A 19,157-nucleotide genomic window follows, 5' to 3' on the forward strand; every position below is an offset into this window, starting at 1 on the left:
AACCGATTGGATATTCATAACGTGAGCTCACAATTAACTGCCAACACCGAGCCGGTCTGCGTGGACGGCTGCGCACCTGGGTTTACACCGCGCACGCTTTCGGCGCAGGCCCCGAAGCTTCGTGCCGGTGGCATCCAGGCTGCCCTCGTCACTGTGGCATCGGTGGAAACCCGCGAGACAGCAATCAATGCGCTCAATGACTGGTGGATTGCAGATAAGCGCCCGAATACAGGCGTTAGAGTGGCAACCACCGTGCCCGAACTCCGAAAAATAGTGCAAGGAGGTGACCTGGCCGCGGTGATGCACTTCCAGGGCACCTCCCCGATCGGCGACAGCCTGGAGATGGTAGACACGTTTCACCGCTTGGGTGTTCGCGTCATGCAGGCGACATACAACTATGCCGGCTACGTTGGTGACGGTTGCCTTGAGGAGCGCGACGCCGGACTCAGCCACTTCGGGCGTCAGGTGATTACCCGGATGCAGGAAATAGGCATCGCCGTCGACCTGTCTCACGTCGGCCGCCGGACATGTTTGGATATCCTGGATATGGCACAGACCCCTGTGATCGCGTCACATTCGAATGCCCGTTCCGTTTGCGACAGTCCGCGGAACCTTACTGATGAAGTCATCGATGGCGTGGCCCGAAGCGGGGGGGTGATGGGACTGTGTGCCTACCCAAGGTTCATTTGCGGCGACGATCACGCGTCGCTGGAACAACTACTCGATCACGCGACGTACATTGCTGAGCGCGTTGGTGCCCGCCACGTTAGCATCGGTCTCGACTTCAACGAGGAGGACGAGTACGACTTCGACTTCTACCAGTACGATCCGCGCTACTACGCGCGAGCCTACGAATGGCCAACAGGAATCTCATGGTGGAACGAATTCACCAATCTACGTCCGGCACTGCGTGCCAGAGGGTTCTCAAAAGAAGAGACAGACGGAATTCTTGGTGAAAACCTGCTGCGTACCCTCGACACCGCGTGGAGCACCAAAGCCGTGTCTTGAGCATGTAGCAGGACTTAGCGATGCAGCACCTCAACCGGACGATCAGAACTTGGTCGCGCGAAACTCGTTCCGGCGCCGTCGTCAACCCAGGCTTTGACCTTGCGAGAGGACGGCGCCATTGAGAGTTCGCGGCATTTCTTGAGCACTGTCCAAGTTTCCTTCGAGGTGAGCAAGGTCCATGTTCGCTGTGGTTCGCTAAGTAGGCCGGACGAGTTAGCCTTTCGTGCCAAACGACGCGGCATCGGCTCCACGCACGACGAGCAGATGATCCGGGAAAACGCTGCTGTCGCTATCCCTTTGAATGAATCGACAGCCTGTCATCAAGGCAGAATCGGGCCAGCACCGAGGATGCGCACACACCAAGAAACCCCACCTTGTCCATGTTCGGCACGTCAAAAAACGGCGCAGAGGCGCCTCCTGCCCTTGGAGGACCTGAAACCAGGAACTCCATCGCGGTGCTTGCCCCAAGGCGAGGAACAACTACCACTTGGAAAGACTATGAAGACGATTGTTATCGGTGCCGGGGCGATTGGGCTGGCCTCTGCATACTACCTGCGTAAAAAAGGCTTCGAAGTAACTGTTATCGATGCCGGAAACCCGGGCTGCAAGGCCTCTGGCCACAATGCCGGATGGGTCGTCCCGAGCATGTCCGTTCCCGTTCCCGCTCCTGGCATGCTCCCCCAAGCACTACGCTGGATGCTCAGGCGGGATAGCCCGCTCTACGTCTCACCGAGCTTAAGTCCACGCTACATCGGTTTCATGATGGAGATGCTGCGGAACTGCACCAGCGCCCGTTTTGAGGCCGGGTTGAAGGTGCTCGCACATCTCAGCCGCGAAACGCTTCAGCTTTTCGACGATATGGCCGCGGACGGCGTCCATTTCGAGACGCACAGCGGCCCGCTCACCATGCTCTACACCAGCGTGGCCAACTTGGACAAACATGCGACTGAATTGCAGACCATGGGAGCGCACATCAGCGGCTTTAAATGGCGTGCAATCGATGGTACGGACGTGTCACGGGAGTTGCCACAAGCAACAGCAAATGTGGTCGGCGCCCTACAAACTTACGGTGACCGCTCGTTGGACCCCGGCACCTTCACTCGCGGATTAGCGGCGGCATGCCAGCGCGACGGAGTTGAGTTTCGACTTGGCCACAGGGCCAAACTCCACATCGAAGATGACGGTTCCGTTGCCGTTACGGTCGATAAGGAGAAACTCAAGTCCGATAGAATCGTGGTTGCTGCAGGTGTCTGGACAAATGAAGTCCTAGCTGGCATTGGGAGCCGTATCTCACTGATATCAGGCAAGGGTTACGGTTTCGACCTTCCGCTCCAGCATGGCGGTCCCGATCATCCGATGTATCTGGCCGAAGCCAAAGTCGCGATTACACCACTGAATTCGAAGGTACGTATCGCTGGCACCATGGGGTTTGGCGGTATCAACGAAAACATCAGAAAGGCCCGGGCCGAAGGACTTCTCAAAAGTCTCCCGACCTACTTTAAGGAATGGCCTTTGCTGCCAAGTGCGCCGAAGCCGTGGACCGGACTTCGCCCGATGACCCCGGACGGGTTGCCCATTATCGGCCCCTCAGGCCGGCGCACCGATGTCCTGATAGCCAGTGGTCATGCGATGCTGGGAGTAAGCCTGGCGCCGCCCACCGGGCTACTCATTGCTGAAATGGCCGCGGGGGAAGCGCCAGCCCGTCATCTATCCAGTCTCGCAGCGGACAGGTTCCTCTCTTGACAAACCATAGCTGAACCATATCCCGCTGCAATTGATCTGATGGCCTCAGGTGGACGCTAATGCGGCCCTTCGCAGTTAAGCATGGTTGGTCAGTTGGCTCCGATAGTGCGGATTGACCGACCGTGTTGTTGAAACCAAAGACCGGGCACCGGGAAATCGGGAACCTGGCGTTGGAAGCTGCCGTTTCGTCGCTGGCTCTGGTCCCCTAAGTTCTGCCGGGCCAACCGGCCGCCAGGATTTCGACCCCGAACTGACCATGCCGGCGGCTACCGCTCCTCCTTCCACGCCACCACGGCAGCTGGCCTGTCAAAAGTACTGATCACCCCCTGAGAGTGAGGACTCATCATCATGCACACAGCACCCAGTTGTCTCGTCGTAGCCGTTCAAACCCGAATGGAACTGGACGCCGCCATGGATGAGGCGGTGGATCTCCTGAAGCCGGCGGCGATGACTGAAGACGTCGGCATCTCCGTGACTCGGCTGGCCGCAGGCCGCTATGAAGCGCGCTTGAACAGCAACGTCCCCCCGGGTGTGACACTCGAAAGGTGGGGGTGTGAGCTGCGATAAGCGAGGGATGAGCGGTGACTCCGGGGCGCCGGCCAGCAGCACGTTTAATATGGTCTGCCCTACTGCCCGCCGGGCCGGCTGTTCGCTGCGGGCGGCGGCTCTCGACGCAGGGCCGGGGAGAAACGGGTCGAAAGCGTCGCTGACAGAATGCGAAATTGAAATTTTCTTGTCACTGGCCCGCGGCCACCTCATCGCCGTGAGAGATCACGAAACGGGCGCATTGTGGCGCGGGTGGGTTGACATGACGTTTCCCGAACACGGATTTGTCTGGATTATCACGGACGTCTGCGGTGAGCGGAAGCTGCTCGACATTGGTCGGCACACGGTCTGGCGGCCAGACCAGTCCGGACCCTGCGGCAGCGTTCACCGGGAAGCGGGTTGACGTCCGGAGTCCGGAGCGCGGCGCGTGCCGCTGGGCACGCGTCAGCCGGCCCTAACCATGCTCATCTGCGAAGGGCCGCTAATGCCGCAATTCGCCGGGCGACAAACTAGTCCCCTGATTTCGCTAGGAGTCTTTCCCCACTGCGGATCCTACTGCTGTCGAGGGACAGGCTATATAGGACGGCGCTACGACGGGGACAGAGGCTGGAAAGCTTCTCGGGCTACCGCCATTCCCTATGGAAAGTGCGCCTAAATCGGCCCGCCCCTAGCGGCCATCCTTGGATAATGCGGTTTTCTGAAAAGGCGCTGTCCGGCAGATTGACGTTACAAACTGTGGAGACCTGCGTTCTGTCACCGTTGGCCCACGTCACCAAGTCAATAGTGGCGGCAACCAAAGCCCCAACGATTACCAGCTGCGCGGGCGGCCACTTCTTGTCCCTCGCCGCTCCAGACCATCGTCGCCGCCTTTCGCCTTCTCTTCTTTGCTGGGTCTACCCGCCGCCTCGAAGTCGGGCCGGACGTTCCCGTACCGTTCATCGTTGATCCCGTTCATCTGGCGCCCCCCTTCGGCGGGCAATGCAGTTAGTGCGGTTTGGCTGGCGCGAACACCAACTTCGGTCTACTATCAGGTGTAATACCCTACCGAGCCGAGGTGGGGTTAGCAATGGACAGGCCAACGACCGGGTTGCTCCGTTCTCCCATGGCCAAACTGAGTTGCGATCGGTTCCTCCACGGTTGATGCACCTCGGCTTCCTATTCACAGATGTCTCGGCCCGGACTCACTCGCTCAGGTGTCACCATGTGGCGCCGCAAGACACAGGTAAACAATTTTGATCCCAGAAACGAAAACAACCCGCTCCTCTATTCGCCGGGATTGCGGTGAGACCAATGCAGCTTGAGTTCATAAGCGGCACTGAGGTCCGCGACCTTCTCGGTCCTGCACAAGCGACCGCTGCTATTACGGATGCCTTAGTCGCAGGACTGAATCCTGCTACGGATCCGCCACGGGCAATCGTCCCCCTGAACCAGGGACAGTTCCTAATAATGCCAGCGGAGACTGCCCATCATGCCGGTGTAAAAATAGCTACTGTAAATCCCGAAAATCCAGATAGGGACCTTCCGCGAATTCAGGCGCTCTACATACTCTTTAACGCTCTTACGCTCACGCCGGAGGCAATCCTGGACGGCGCGGCTCTGACGACTCTCCGTACGCCCGCCGTGTCCGTGGCAGCAATCCAGCCAGTCCTGGCCCGGCGATCCACTCCCCTGCGGTTGGCCATCTTTGGCGCTGGCCACCAGGCCGTTGGGCATGTCAACACCATCATTGACGTCATGGACGGCCGACGAGAAATAGAAAATGTGACCTACATCGTCCGCAATCCAGTTCGCGTCAGCTTGCCGCCCTTTGCAGCAGGACAGGTCGTCGAATCAGGGTCACAGGCAGCATCTGCTGCAGTGGCCGCTGCCGACGTAATAGTTTGCGCGACCTCCGCAAGTAGACCCCTCTTTGACTCCTCCGTGGCACGGAGTGATGTCATCGTTGTCGCTGTAGGTTCCCACGAACCCCACATCCGAGAAGTGGATGGGGCGTTCTGCGGCCGTGCGCAGGTAATCGTTGAAGACGTACCCACGGCTCTCCGTGAGTCAGGGGACATCATTATGGCCATTGCGGAAGGACATCTAACTGAGGACGCGCTGATCCCGATGAAAGACGTTGCCAACGGTGCCGCGTACTTGGACCTGGATCGTCCCGTCCTATTTAAAAGTTCGGGCATGTCTTGGGAGGACTTGGTCATTGCAACGGCAATCATCCAGGCATTTACAGAAAGTCAAGCTGTAGCGCGATAGACACCCGCCTGCACCTCAAAGAATATCCGCACCATCGAAAACTATCGGACACATGACTTCGGCGTTGACGATGGAGGGCTCACAGCCAACAAAATTCACTTTGAGAGTACTTGCATAAGTAAGACTGAGAAAAGAGCAGGAAGTGGTCCGACCAGCCGATTTGGCCGAGGAGGCCGTGGCGCTCATCCGGTGGTGGCTGGCCGAGGGGCACCGGTGCTCGCTAATACCGGCGCTACCAGTTAACCGGGGCACTGAAGGGCCCGCGGCGGACCGGATTTCACAGTGAGTTCGTCGACGGTGTCACCACTCCCCCGGACAGAGCAGTGGCAGCAAACAACCTACGGCTGGCCGCTGGCCACCGGGGAACCAAGTTACAACAGACCCGGCCATCAAATTAGCCACCGCCCCCAGCCCGGTAGGCCTCGAAGAAAGTCCCTCCATGTTGCGAATCTACTTCCCGGTCAATCTTCTGCTCACACTTTACGGAGTCATCGGAGCTGTCTCCGCTAGTTCCACACTTGGCCTAGGCCTCGGACTGGTCCTCTTGAGTGTGGGTGCGGGCGGTGTCTCTGCCGGTGTCATGGCCTTAGCCACCGAATCAAAGCCCCAAAACCAGTAAACACACGCCAGATCCAATAACTTATGAAAAAGTTCGTTTCGCTCAATACTCTCCCCAGCAGACGAACTCCACAGCGGAGGACGCTGCTGGACCTGCGTCCTCGGCAATGTCGTAGATGACCTCCTCACCAACCCCGCCACGGGAACCATCGCCAACGATCTGATCCCGCTGGCGGCGGCGCTGAAGTCGATGAAGCGGGCCAACTGCGGCCTGACCTGGATCCGCCAAAAACACGTCACCGCGTTCCTAAGCAATCTGGCGGTCGCACCCGAGATCACCCATGAAGCCCTCGACGGACTGCCCGACTCACACACCCGCGAATACGTCCGCGGACTCCTCTCCGAACACGGGGTGCTCCCCCGACGCGACGAACTCCGCAAGCGCTATGACAGCTGGGCGGCTGAAGCACTCGAACGGGTCAGTGACCCTCGGGACAGTGAGGTGATCCACCGCTACATCCGCTGGCATCACCAACGACGGATGAACCACATGGACGAAGTCACCCGCGGCACCTTCCTCCGCGCCAAACAGGAAGTCGCCGTCGCCATCGACCTCCTGAACTGGCTCACAGGCCACGGCATCAAACTGCCCGAGCTCCAGCAATCCCACCTCGACGTCTGGCAAGCAGAAGGGCTAACAACCCGGCGCATCGCCGAGCGCTTCCTCAAGTGGGCCACTACGACGAAGGCCGCCCCATCCGGGCTCACCATCGTTCCTCTACCAGTCTTCCCTCGGCGCCGTACCGTCAGTTGACCTCGGCGCCGACCCCTGCCTTGACGGCCGGGCTGGCGAGCCGGAGCCAGGTGTCCACCACGGTGTCGGGGTTCAAGGAGACGGAATCGATGCCTTCCTCGACCGGCCACTCGGCGAAGTCGGTGTGGTCGCTGGGTCCTTGGCCGCAGATCCCCACATACTTGCCGCGCTTCTTGCAGGCCTTGATGGCCATGCTCAGGAGCTGCTTTACAGCTGGATTTCGTTCATCAAAGCCTCCGGATACGGCCGCCGAGTCCCGGTCCAGGCCCAACGCCAGCTGCGTCATGTCATTGGAACCGATCGAGAATCCATCGAAGTAGTCAAGGAACTCGTCGGCGAGCAGCGCGTTGGACGGAACCTCGCACATCATGATTACCTCGAGGCCATTGTCGCCGCGTTTGAGGCCGTTCTCGGCCAGCAGCTCAAGGACGCCTTTAGCCTCGTCCAGGGTCCGCACGAACGGGATCATCAACTTGACGTTCGTGAGCCCCATCTCGTTGCGGACAAAGGACAGGGCCTCGTACTCGAGATCGAAGCAGTCCCGGAAGGAAGGCTCCAAGTATCGTGAGGCGCCGCGGAACCCGATCATCGGGTTCTCTTCGTGTGGTTCGTAAGCGGGTCCGCCAATCAAGTTCGCGTATTCGTTGGACTTGAAGTCGGACATCCTGACAATGACGGGTTCAGGTGCGAAGGCCGCAGCAATGGTGGACACGCCCTCGGCCAGGCGCTTGATGTAGTAGTCGCGGGGGCCATCGTATGCGGAGATCCGCTCCCGGATCGCCGCTGCGATGTCGGCAGGCTGGTCGACGAGGTTCGGCAACGCCTTGGGGTGGATACCAATCTGCCGGTTGATGATGAATTCCAGGCGGGCAAGCCCCACCCCGTGGTTGGGCAGCTGCGCGAAGGTGAACGCCTGTTCCGGGGTGCCTACATTCATCATGACCTTGACCGGCGCTTCAGGCAGTTGGGTGATTTCCGTTTCCTCAACCGTGAAATCCAGGAGCCCTTCGTAGATCATGCCGGTCTCACCATCAGCACAGGAAACGGTCACCTCGAGGCCGTTGCTGAGTGCATCTGTGGCATACCCGGTGCCGACGACGGCGGGTATGCCAAGTTCACGCGCGATGATGGCGGCGTGGCACGTGCGCCCGCCGCGGTTGGTCACGATGGCCGAGGCGCGCTTCATGATCGGTTCCCAGTCCGGGTCGGTCATATCGGCGACGAGGACGTCTCCGGTCTTGAAGGCGGCCATCTGGTCGATCGCGGTGAGGATGCGGACGCTGCCGGCGCCGATCCGCTGGCCGATGGCGCGGCCCTCAACCAGCACGCGGCCTTCGCCGTTGAGCCGGAAACGGCTCAGGTTCCCCGCAGCACGTCGGGACTGGACGGTTTCCGGGCGTGCCTGAAGGATGTAGAGTCCACCATCGATCCCGTCTTTTCCCCATTCGATGTCCATCGGGCGGCCATAATGGTGTTCGATGGCGACGGCATGCCGGGCAAGCTGCTCGACGTCGTGGTCGCTGAGACTGAAGCGGTTCCGTAGCGCGGCTTCCACCGGTACGAAATCAATGGTGCGTCCGACTTCAGAAGAGTTCGTGTAGGTCATTTGGAGGGCTTTCTCCCAGACCGCGTTTGAGAACTGCAGGTCGGCCAGCCTGCAGCGCGGGTTTGTAAACGTAGAACTCGTCCGGATTCACGGCACCCTGGACGACGGCCTCGCCCAGACCGTAGGAAGATGTGACGAAGACGGCGTCCTGGAAACCGGATTCGGTGTCCATAGTGAACATGACACCGGAAGCGCCAATGTCTGAACGCACCATTCGCTGAACGCCAGTCGACAATGCGACGTCGGCGTGTTCGAACTTGTGGTGAACGCGATAGGCGATGGCCCGGTCGTTGTAGAGGGACGCAAACACGTCCTTAATCGCGAGCAGGATGTTCTCGATGCCACGAATGTTCAGGAAGGTTTCCTGCTGCCCGGCGAACGATGCTTCCGGCAGGTCTTCTGCGGTGGCGCTGGAACGGACGGCCCAGGAGAGGTCCTTGGAACCGCCGTGCTTGTCCACCAGCTTCTGGTAGGAGTCCCGGATCTGCACCTCGAAGTCCGGCAGGAACGGCGTCTCACGCATCATTGACCGGATATCCTGTCCGGCAGAGGCAAGGGCTGTCACGTCATCAGTGTCCAAGCCGACCAGCCGGTCGGCGATCTTCTGATCCACGCCGGAATCAGCCAAGAAATTGCGGTACGTATCCGCGGTCGTGGCGAAGCCGTCCGGGACCTGGACCCCGGCTGAGGTCAGGTTCTGAGCCTACTCACCGAGCGAGGCGTTCTTTCCGCCCACCCGGACAACGATGCTCACGAACAGGGGGACCGCCTGTAGGCGGTCCCCCTGTTTCGCTTCCGTGAGCTATCTCGGGTGCCTTGTGAAGGCGAAACCTGCACAACCATATTGAGAGCAGGTCGAGTTCAAGGTTGAGGTCGAACGCTGCATTGGGGTTGAGTGCGACCTCGAACGTCGAGTGTCCGACGCTGGCTATGCCAGGAGGCGTTCGCGCTTAGAACGCCCGGAGGATGTCTTCGACGCGTTGTTTGGCGTCGCCGAAGAGCATCTGGGAGTTCTCGCGGTAGAACAGGGGGTTCTGGACTCCTGCGTAGCCGGCGGCCATGGAGCGTTTGAAGACGATGACGTTGTCGGCTTCCCAGACACGCAGGACGGGCATGCCGGCGATGGGGCTTCCCGGGTCTTCGGCGGCGGAGGGGTTGACAGTGTCGTTGGCGCCGATGACGAGGACGACGGAGGTGTCGCCGAGGTCTTCGTTGATTTCGTCCATTTCCAGGACGATGTCGTAGGGGACTTTGGCTTCGGCGAGGAGGACGTTCATGTGCCCTGGGAGGCGGCCGGCGACGGGGTGGATGCCGAACCGGACGTTCACGCCGCGTTCGCGGAGCTGGTGGGCGAGTTCGGCGACGGGGTATTGGGCCTGGGCGACGGCCATGCCGTACCCGGGGGTGATGACCACGGACGAGGCGTTGGTCAGCATCTCCGCGGTGGCTTCCGCGGTGATTTCCCGGTGCTCGCCCTGCTCGACGTCGCCCCCGGTGCTTGGTGCTGCGATGCCGAAGCCGCCGGCGATCACGGAGATGAAGGACCGGTTCATGGCCTTGCACATGATGTAGGACAGGTAGGCGCCGGAGGAGCCGACGAGGGCGCCGGTGATGACGAGGAGGTCGTTGTTCAGCAGGAATCCTGCGGCTGCTGCGGCCCAGCCGGAGTAGCTGTTCAGCATGGAGACGACGACGGGCATGTCGCCGCCGCCGATGGAGGCCACGAGGTGCCAGCCCAGCCCGAGGGCGAGGAAAGTGACAACGATCAGCAGCCAGAGCTGGGAGTCGTTGACGTACCAGACCGTCAGGACCACGAACGCGGCGAGGGCCCCGAGGTTGATGACGTTCTTGCCCGGCAGCATCAAAGGCGTGGATTTCATCCGGGCCGAGAGTTTCAGGAACGCCACGATCGATCCGGTGAAGGTCACCGCGCCGATGAACACGCCGATGAACACCTCTGCATGGTGGACATTCATCAGATCCGCGGACAGGGCGGGGGCTTCGAAGTGGCCGTTCCAGCCGACCAGGACCGCTGCGAGGCCCACGAAACTGTGCAGTAGGGCGATGAGCTCGGGCATCCCGGTCATTTCCACGACCCGGGCGCGCCAGAGCCCGATCGCGCCGCCGACCAGGACCGCTGCAACGAGCAGGCCCAGGCCGGTCAGAGCGTGCCCGGTGCCCCAGGCGCCCTTGACGGTCAGCCAGACTGTCGCGGCGAGGGCGATGACCATGCCGGTGATGCCGTAGATGACCCCGGCGCGGGCTTTCTCATGCCGGCTCAGCCCGGCAAGGCTGAGGATGAACAGCAGGGCCGCGACAATGTACGCCGCTCCGGCGATGGAGTCGGCGGTCAACGGACCGAAGACGGTATCAGACACGGTAAGGCTCCTCATTAGAATTCCAGCTGCTTCGGATACGGCGCTCATGAACGGGCCTTCCCGGCGGAGAACATCGCCAGCATGCGCCGGGTGACGGCGAAGCCGCCGAAAATGTTGATGCTGGCCAGCAGCACCGCGACGGCGGCGAGGACCTGCATGACGGGGTTGCCGGAGGTGACCTGCAGCAGCGCGCCGACGACGATGATCCCCGAGATCGCGTTCGTGACAGACATCAGCGGGGTGTGCAGGGCGTGGTGGACCTTCCCGATGACGTAGAAGCCGACCACGATCGAAAGCATCAGCACCGTGAAGTGCTGGGGCAGAGGCGCCGGGGCGACCGCGTTGATCCCGAAGAGCACCGCAATCTCAGCGGCAAAGAGCCCGGCCTTACCCGCAGGGCTGAGGCCCGTCTTTTTTGCTGCCTTGTCTGCGGAGCGCTCCGCCGCACGCGTAGTTTCGCTCTGAACAGGGGCGGCTGAGACCTGGACAGGGGGCGGGGGCCAGGTCTTCTCACCGTCCCGCACCACCGTCACGGAACGCTGCACCACGTCATCAAAGTCGATTCGAAGCTGCCCGTCTTTGTCCTTGGTCAGTAGTTTGAGCAGGTTCACCATGTTCGTCCCGTACAGCTGGGACGCTTGGGCCGGCAACCGGGCCGGTAGATCGGTGTAGCCCAGGATCACGACCCCGTTGTCCGTTACGATCCGTTCCCCTGCGACGGAGCCTTCGACGTTGCCGCCCTGCCCGGCGGCCATATCAACGATGACGCTGCCGGATTTCATGCCGGCCACGTCCTCGGCCGTGAGCAGCTTCGGTGCCGGGCGCCCCGGGATCAGGGCGGTAGTGATGATGATGTCCACATCGCGGGCTTGCTCAGTGTAGATCTCCGCGGCCCGGGCGTTGTAGGCCTCACTCGTGGCTTTGGCGTATCCGTCCGTGGACTCCATGACTTCGGCGACCTCCACCTTAAGGTAGATTCCCCCGATGGACTTCACCTGATCCGCCACCTCGGGCCTCGGGTCCGTCGCGCGCACGATCGCGCCCAGGCTGCTCGCAGCACCGATCGCTGCGAGGCCGGCGACGCCGGCGCCTGCGACAAGGACTTTCGCCGGCGGAACCTTGCCCGCGGCAGTCACCTGCCCCGTGAAAAACCACCCAAATTCGTGTGCCGCCTCAATCACGGCCCGGTAACCGGCAATGTTCGCCATCGAACTCAAGACGTCCATCGACTGCGCCCGGGAGATCCGAGGGACGGCATCCAGTGCAAGTGCAGTGATGGGCCGTGCCGCCAGGGCCTCGACGAGGTCTGGCCGCAAACCCGGGCTCAGCGACCCGATCAGGGTTGCCCCTTCGGCCAGACGGCTGATCTCCTCCTCAGTGGGCGGATTCACCCTCAACACCACCTCGCTGCCCCATGCCTCGTCGGCGCCTACAATCATGGCCCCCGCCGCCGCATAAGCGTCGTCTGCAAAAGATGCCGACTCCCCCGCGCCCTTCTCGACCACGACGTCATAGCCCAACCCCGCCAACTGCCTCACGGTTGTGGGCGTCGCCGCCACTCTTGTCTCACGGCCCAACTCGGCCACAATTCCGATACGTGTCACTATTTCTCCCTCTAACATGTATGTTTTGGTGTACTCAGCTGCGGACGAAAACCTGCGTCCTTTTTCGATGAAGAGTGGCGCTCACGATGATTCCGGGGCTTGAGCGCCCTTCCCCGAATTTCAGATTGCCAAGTCTGTAGCTCCAGCCGGCCCGGCGGGAGGTAATCTCCGGACTTTACGATGGGTAAGTTCCTCCACGGTCACCTTTTCGGGGCCAGGAGTTCTGGTATGGACCAGGTGGCGAGCCTGTGGAGCCCGTACCTGACCATGGCCGAAGGCATAAGACGCCGCCCAGTCCTTCACCACTGGCGTCTCCGGGCTCTCCTGCTGCGCCTCCTGACCAAGGTCCCGTTCACACCGGAAGAACCCTGCCACGGCCAACGATGTGATTCGACTCACCGACCTTCCGGCCACTCCGCCACCTCAAACCAGGCAAATACGGGCCGCTACGACGCCCGACAAATCCCTAGCGTCGGATATTTCACTTTTTCACAAGCCACCCGAACTAATGGTTGTCGCACAGCACGGGAGAGCGTGACGGGGTCGTGGGTCGCATCCGGAGGTGCGGCTTCCCAACGTCGATGGCTATGTTCTGCCGGTCGCCGAATGGCCGCCCAGGGTTATAGCGGGCCCCCTCTTCCGAACCGGCTGCTTCGCAGGTCGGTGCCGCTGGCGCTGCCGTTTGCTACGACGGACTTGCCAAGAGATTCCCCGAAGATGGGTCAGTTCGCGATCTCGGGCTTCTTGCTTTTGAGTTGCGCAAGAAGCCGGAGATCGCGGGACACCTGAGCGAGGGCATCTTCTCGGCTCTTCCGCCAATGTGCCGACCTCCTGGGCGACGGGCGCTGTTGCTGAGGCCCACCGGGTGCCTGACGGGCCGGCAATCGATGGATCTGATGATCGGAGTCTGCTCCTGTCAAAGGGTCATGAAAGAGGTCATTCGGGGAAACGCAAAACCCCTGTTCGGCCGCGCGCATGTCCAGGTCCTTTCTAAAAAGACATCAGTGTGCTGATGGATGAAACCAGGCCTCCCCGGTTGCGAGGACACCGAACGGGTTGTCCTTGCCTGCGGATCCGGACACTCCGGTGGGCAAGGAGGCTCCAGTCCTCGCACGTGAAACGTCACGGCGTACATTCTTCTGGCCAGGGACTCGAGAGCATTGGCTTAGCCATTAGTCAGTTTCCGGCCCGTTGCAGTAGTGGCAGTCTTCAGAACAATCTTGGCGGGAGTAGCTCGATGGAAAGTTGAGCTGGTATTCCGTGATCAGTGCAGTCGGCGGCTGCCCAGTCTTGCCCTCCAGCGGGCGCTGCTGACCCGCCATGAGGTCTTTGCGGGGTGGGTTAGAAATTGTCAATGAAGGCTCCTACCGCAGGGTTGCGATACTTGGACTTTTGAGTGCCCGATTGACGCGCGGGCAATGTCCAGACCATAGACCCTCCCCAGTTGGCTGGCATGATGCTTCCTCCGCCGACGAACAGGGGGTCTCCTTCCTGGTTGGACGGCACCCACCATCCGTTGAGCGGGCAGTCTTCGCCGGTTTTCGCTTCGAGGACCCTGTCGGGATGCGCTCGGGGTGTGCGGGGGTCCTGATCGTGGGAGATACGCTTCTTCATCACTGCTTCCGATCTGCGGTTCGTCGGGAAGGCGGGCAAAGCCGGCCGGTCATCATTTGGCTCCGCGTGTCATCAACCCGGCAGAAAGCCCTCCTGCACCTGTGGTGAGCGGGATCAGTCCCGCGCCAAATATCAGCGTGGACGTTGCCGAGACCATGCAGATGGTGCCGGCGGCCAGGAGGAGCAGCATCACTGCGAAGTAGGGGGAGAACATGTAAGCCTTTCCGGGGCGGATGCCCCATGGTGTCTGGGTGTCTGCTGTTCGGGATGATGATCGTCGTGACTGACGCATGTTGGTCCACGATTTTGATGAGGGGAGTTTGGTGGGCTGGGTCCTTGAAACTGCGATGCCAGTGGTGGACCCGGACCGTGTCGACTGGGTTAGATGATCGTGTCTGAGAGCTGGTTCGGGGTGCCGAACCGGTGTGCTGTGATGGAGACTGCCTGCTCCTGCAGGAAGGTCAGCAGTTCGACCCTGCTGGCGGCGACGACCCGGTTGGCGTAGATGGCCACGTCGGGTTTGCCGCCGGCTGCGTCGGCTGTAGCAGGCGTGGGCGCACCGATCAGGCGGATGCGGACTCCGGAGTCCGGTCCGGTCTTGCCTGCGTACCGCTGGACCCTGGCGAGCCAGGCTGTTGTGTTTTCGACCGCCATGACTACTCCGGAGTCCCGGAGAGCCCGTGCGATCGTGTCCGTGAGCGGTTCGGCGGTGCTGACCGTCAGGGCGTTCAGCGGGGCGCTTCCGCCCCAGGCGGTCAGGCCGGCCGAGACGACGCGCAGCAATTCGGCAATACCGTGCCCGGATGTTGCCTCCTCGTAGCGGACAGTGACCGGTACCGGCTTGTAGCGGAAGAGGTTCCGCTCGGCCCGGAGCCCTGACACGTCGCGGGTGGCACCGAAATCGGTCCGCCAGGCTTCGACATCGGAGCCGAGTGCTGATTCAAGCCAAGTGACATCTGCGGCGCTGATGCTGCAGCTGCTGGCTACGTCAGCAGCTGCAGTCAGGATTTGCCGTGCCGGTACGGAGAGGTGAGCCACGGAGATGTCCTTGATGGGGGCGTCTTTCCATGCACCGAGGCCGACCAGGTAGTTGGGCCCGCCGGCCTTGGTGCCGGCGCCGACTGCAGACTTCTTCCAACCGCCGAAGGGTTGGCGGCGCACAATCGCTCCGGTGATGCCACGGTTGATGTACAGGTTTCCGGCCTGGATGTTTTCCAGCCAGTACTTCAGTTCCGTGGGGGCCAGGGAGTGCAGGCCGGATGTGAGGCCGTAGTCGATATCGTTGACAATGCTGACCGCTTCTTCCAAGGTGTCGGCGGTCATGATTCCCAGGATGGGTCCGAAGTATTCGGTCTTGTGGTACTCGCTGCCTCGCTGGACACCCGTACGTACGCCGGGGCTCCAGAGCTTGCCGCTGTCATCGAGTTTGCGCGGCTCGAGTACCCATTGCTCTCCGATACCGAGTTTGGTGAGTCCATTCAGGAGCTTCCCATTGGCCGGTTCGATAACCGGTCCCATCTGGGTCTGCGGGTCAACCGGATATCCGACTTTCAGGGACCGGGCGGCGTCGATGAGCTGTTGGTTGAAGCGGCGCGACGTTGCGACGGATCCGACGAGGATGACCAGTGAGGCGGCGGAGCATTTCTGCCCGGCGTGCCCGAACGCCGACTGCACGACGTCTCTTGCGGCGAGGTCGAGGTCCGCGCTCGGGGTGACGATGATGGCGTTCTTGCCGCTGGTCTCGGCGAGCAGGGGAAGGTCCTTGCGGAAGGAACGGAACAGTTCGGCCGTCTCGTACCCGCCGGTGAGGATGAGCCGGTCCACAGCGGGGTGGGATACCAGGGTGGTGCCCAGTTCCCGTTTGGCCAGCTGCACATACTGGAGCACGTCCCGGTCAATCCCTGCTTCGTCGAAGGCTTCCCAGAGGGCTTCGACCATGACGGCACCGCAGCGACGTGCCTGCCGGGCAGGTTTGATGATAACGGCGGAGCCAGCGGCCAGGGCTGCGAGGACGGAGCCGGCCGGAATGGCGACGGGGAAGTTCCACGGGGGAGTGACGACGGTCAGCTTCGACGGGATGAACTCTGCACCATCGACCGTGTCCAGCTCCTTGGCCAGTTCAGCGTAATAGTGTGCGAAGTCGATGGCCTCGGAGACTTCGGGGTCGCCCTGGTCCAGGGTTTTCCCGCATTCTGATGCCATAACTTCCAACAGATCTGCCCTGTGTGCCTCCAGCCGGACCCCTGCCCGGTGGAGCACAACGGCGCGTTCCGCCCCGGTGAGGGCACCCCAGGCAGCACCGCGGGTGACGGCCGTTTCGATGACGGTTTCGAGTTCGTCCGCGGTGTCCAGTTCACAGGTGTCGGCCGTTGCTTCGCCCAACAGTGAGAACGGGACCTGGTTGAGGATGCCCCGGCCCCACGAGCGGTTGGCAGGCAGGTCAGGGTCCGTGTCAGGGGTATTGGCGAAGCTGGCAGTGGGCCCGCCATGACCGATTCCGCCCATTTCCAGTCCCGACCGGGACATCGCTTCGGCCAGGGTCTCGTCGGCGTCAAAGCGGGTCCGGTCCTGGCCGCGGTTCGGTCCGGGAACCGTATCGGTCAGGGCAGCCAGGGAGGCGAGGAAGCGCTGTTTTTCGCGTTCGAACAGGGCTTCGTTTTTGTCCAGTTCGAAGACTGCGGACATGAAGTTTTCCTGGCTGGCGCCTTCTTCCAGGCGGCGGATCAGGTAAGCGATCGCTACGTCGAACTCGCTAGGATGTACGACCGGGGTGTAGAGGAGCAGGGAGCCGACGTCGCGCTTGACGGCTTCGGCCTGTCCGGTGGCCATGCCGAGGAGCATTTCGAATTCGATGCCGGAGGTGATTCCGCGGGCCTTGCCCAGCAGGTGGGCGAGGGCGACGTCGAACAGGTTGTGCCCGGCGACGCCGATGCGGACGTTCCGGATTCGTTCGGGCGTCAGGGAGTAGTCGATCACGGCTTTGTAGGATGTGTCGGAATCCTGTTTGGTGCCCCAGGTTGCCAGCGGCCAGCCGTGCAGGTCCGCGTCGACTTGTTCCATGGGAAGGTTGGCGCCCTTGACGACGCGGACCTTGATCGGTGCACCGCCATTTGCGGTGCGGGTAGCGGCCCATTCCTGCAGCCCGATCATAGCGCTCAGGGCATCGGGCAAGTAGGCCTGCAGGACGATACCTGCTTCGAGGGTGCGGAATTCGGGCATCTCAAGCAGCCGGGTGAAGACCGCGATGGTCAGGTCGAGGTCTTTGTATTCCTCCATGTCCAGGTTGATGAACTTGCGCGGGGAGGAGGAGGCAGCGAGTCGGTACAGCGGGGCGAGCTTCTCCACGATATGGCCGACGGCATCGTCAAAGGCCCAGTGGTTGTGAGGGGCCACGGTCGAGGAGACTTTGATCGAGACGTAGTCAACGTCCGGGCGGGCCAGTAGCTTTCTTGTGCCCTCAAGCCGGCGGGACGCTTCACCCTCTCCGAGGATGGCCTCGCCAAGCAGGTTTACGTTCAGCCGGATGCCGTCTTTTTTGATCTTTGCAATTGAGCGGCCGAGCTTTTCGTCGGTTGCGTCCACGATCAGGTGGCTGACCATTTCCCGGAGCACCTTGCGAGCAACCGGGACTACGACACCGGGAATAGCGGGAGCCAGGGAGCCCCCCACGGCCACAGCGGACTTCATGTACCACGGCAGGAAGGCCGGGACGCTCGGTGCCAACATATTGAGGTTCCTTGCAGCGACCGCCTTGTCTTCAGGACGGACAACGCCGTCGACGAAACCTACCGTGAAGCCCAGGCCGTTGGGGTCTTTCAGGACACCGGCCAGCTGGGCCGCGGCTGCGTCGACGGGCACCCTTGCTCCCTCGGCGAGCCAGCGCCGGACCAGCGCGACGGCATCCTCAGCGAGATCCTCGGGTCGGACCAACTCAGCGCTGATCCCTGCAGATTTAGTCATGGATGTACTCCTCGAATATGGGTTTTTTGACACTCATCCGGCGTACGCGAAGCCCGGAATACACTTCTTTGGCTCGACCGTAGAGCCATCCTTGATTCCACGTTTAAAAATAGTATACTATGAGGTATTACACCTGATACCTATCATGCGGGTGGAGTAGGTGACTTCAGGACTGATTCCGACAACCCGGATAGGAAGGGAGACTCTAATGAAGGCGATATCATCGGTCCGGCACACAGCAGCCCGGTCGGAGTCCAGGGAGATCTGGGCCCGCAGCGGAAATCCGTGCCCGAAAAGCGGTTGGTGGGCACCGAATACCGATGGAGCACCCCCCATAGACATCGTCAGGGGAAGCCTGATGCCCCGAATGCAAGACCGCTCGGTCGAATGGAGTGAAGTTGCCCAACCCATGCGCTCCATTGAAATGGGTCCACCCACAACAGGCTAGACCGGCTGCGCAAAGCCGCGCTAGGCCCCCGCGGCCGGAACTCTGTCGTCGCGTCAACGTGCCGACGGGAGCCGCCCGACGCGGGCCGGATGGCCCGCGCCATGACGATGCGCGTTGTCACTGAGGATGACGCGTACGTCGTCAAATAACGTGCACGGTAACACATGCGGTGCCTCGCTTTCGTATCCTGCAGCTTCCACCTCATGGAGACGCTCATGCGTTTCACAGCTTCGCCGGAGGACGAGTAACGCCGGAAATCCCGCAGCACATACCGGGCCAACGAAAACAGTGGGCCACCCGTAAGGGTGGGACCCACCGCCGTCGAGATCTTTTTCGGGAACGTGCGTACGGGTCACGCAGGTGACCGGCCACCCGCGTTCGACCGCGGCACTCAGGAAACGCCAGAAGCAAACGAAATCCAGGATCATCCTGGGCAGCTCGCCCGGATCCACGCAGAACGTTAACCGGGCCCCTCCTCTGGAAACCCGCCGACCGAGAGATCCTAAACAGAAATAGAGGGCGTGCAGGAAGCGAGCCTCCGATAGTCCGTCGTGCGTGGTTCTCCGATCGTGGGTGGAGTTTCCAATGTGGAAGCCGCGGTCGGCGATGCGACGGGCGAGAAGGTCGA

11 protein-coding genes and 1 pseudogene are annotated in these 19,157 nt (G+C 61.5%); 6 read left to right on the forward strand and 6 right to left on the reverse strand.

The window, feature by feature from the left end:
* Positions 1–21: 21 nt before the first annotated feature.
* The 6 genes from AC3WJU_RS15235 (at position 22) to AC3WJU_RS15260 (ending at position 6,919) form a co-directional block, all read left to right on the forward strand.
* A complete protein-coding gene (locus tag AC3WJU_RS15235) occupies positions 22–1,008 on the forward strand; it encodes a dipeptidase (protein WP_492260265.1) in 987 nt (328 codons plus the stop codon).
* 498 nt (positions 1,009–1,506) lie between these two features.
* Positions 1,507–2,751, forward strand: coding sequence for an NAD(P)/FAD-dependent oxidoreductase (locus AC3WJU_RS15240; protein WP_492260266.1), 1,245 nt, complete (start codon positions 1,507–1,509; stop codon positions 2,749–2,751).
* A 348-nt stretch (positions 2,752–3,099) separates the two neighbouring features.
* Positions 3,100–3,318 carry a hypothetical protein gene (locus tag AC3WJU_RS15245; RefSeq protein WP_492260267.1) on the forward strand — a complete coding sequence of 73 codons (219 nt, stop codon included), beginning with the start codon at positions 3,100–3,102 and terminating at the stop codon, positions 3,316–3,318.
* A gap of 1,269 nt (positions 3,319–4,587) precedes the next feature.
* Positions 4,588–5,547 carry an ornithine cyclodeaminase family protein gene (locus AC3WJU_RS15250; protein ID WP_492260268.1) on the forward strand — a complete coding sequence of 320 codons (960 nt, stop codon included), beginning with the start codon at positions 4,588–4,590 and terminating at the stop codon, positions 5,545–5,547.
* Between the two features lie 439 nt (positions 5,548–5,986).
* A complete protein-coding gene (locus AC3WJU_RS15255) occupies positions 5,987–6,166 on the forward strand; it encodes a hypothetical protein (RefSeq protein WP_492260269.1) in 180 nt (59 codons plus the stop codon).
* 189 nt (positions 6,167–6,355) lie between these two features.
* Entirely contained in the window at positions 6,356–6,919 is a 564-nt protein-coding gene (locus AC3WJU_RS15260) for a hypothetical protein (protein ID WP_492260270.1), read from the forward strand.
* Here AC3WJU_RS15260 and ppsA read toward each other — a convergent pair.
* The 6 genes and pseudogenes from ppsA to AC3WJU_RS15290 form a co-directional block, all read right to left on the reverse strand.
* Positions 6,912–9,285: pseudogene (gene ppsA / locus AC3WJU_RS15265) on the reverse strand (phosphoenolpyruvate synthase). The gene AC3WJU_RS15260 and the pseudogene ppsA overlap by 8 nt on opposite strands.
* A 190-nt stretch (positions 9,286–9,475) precedes the next feature.
* A complete protein-coding gene (pntB, locus tag AC3WJU_RS15270; RefSeq protein WP_492260271.1) occupies positions 9,476–10,918 on the reverse strand; it encodes a Re/Si-specific NAD(P)(+) transhydrogenase subunit beta in 1,443 nt (480 codons plus the stop codon).
* Between the two features lie 29 nt (positions 10,919–10,947).
* Positions 10,948–12,507 (reverse strand): Re/Si-specific NAD(P)(+) transhydrogenase subunit alpha, encoded by a 1,560-nt coding sequence (locus AC3WJU_RS15275; RefSeq protein ID WP_492260272.1) that lies wholly within the window; start codon positions 12,505–12,507, stop codon positions 10,948–10,950.
* A 1,341-nt stretch (positions 12,508–13,848) separates the two neighbouring features.
* Positions 13,849–14,121: a hypothetical protein gene (locus tag AC3WJU_RS15280; RefSeq protein WP_492260273.1), complete on the reverse strand. Its 273-nt coding sequence runs from the start codon at positions 14,119–14,121 to the stop codon at positions 13,849–13,851.
* Between the two features lie 52 nt (positions 14,122–14,173).
* The gene (locus AC3WJU_RS15285; RefSeq protein ID WP_492260274.1) at positions 14,174–14,335 is read right to left on the reverse strand and encodes a hypothetical protein; all 162 of its coding nucleotides are present in this window, start codon (positions 14,333–14,335) and stop codon (positions 14,174–14,176) included.
* A 167-nt stretch (positions 14,336–14,502) separates the two neighbouring features.
* A complete protein-coding gene (locus AC3WJU_RS15290) occupies positions 14,503–18,081 on the reverse strand; it encodes a proline dehydrogenase family protein (RefSeq protein WP_492260275.1) in 3,579 nt (1,192 codons plus the stop codon).
* Between the last annotated feature and the right edge of the window lie 1,076 nt (positions 18,082–19,157).

Source organism: Arthrobacter sp. FW306-1B-F12A, assembly GCF_058781865.1.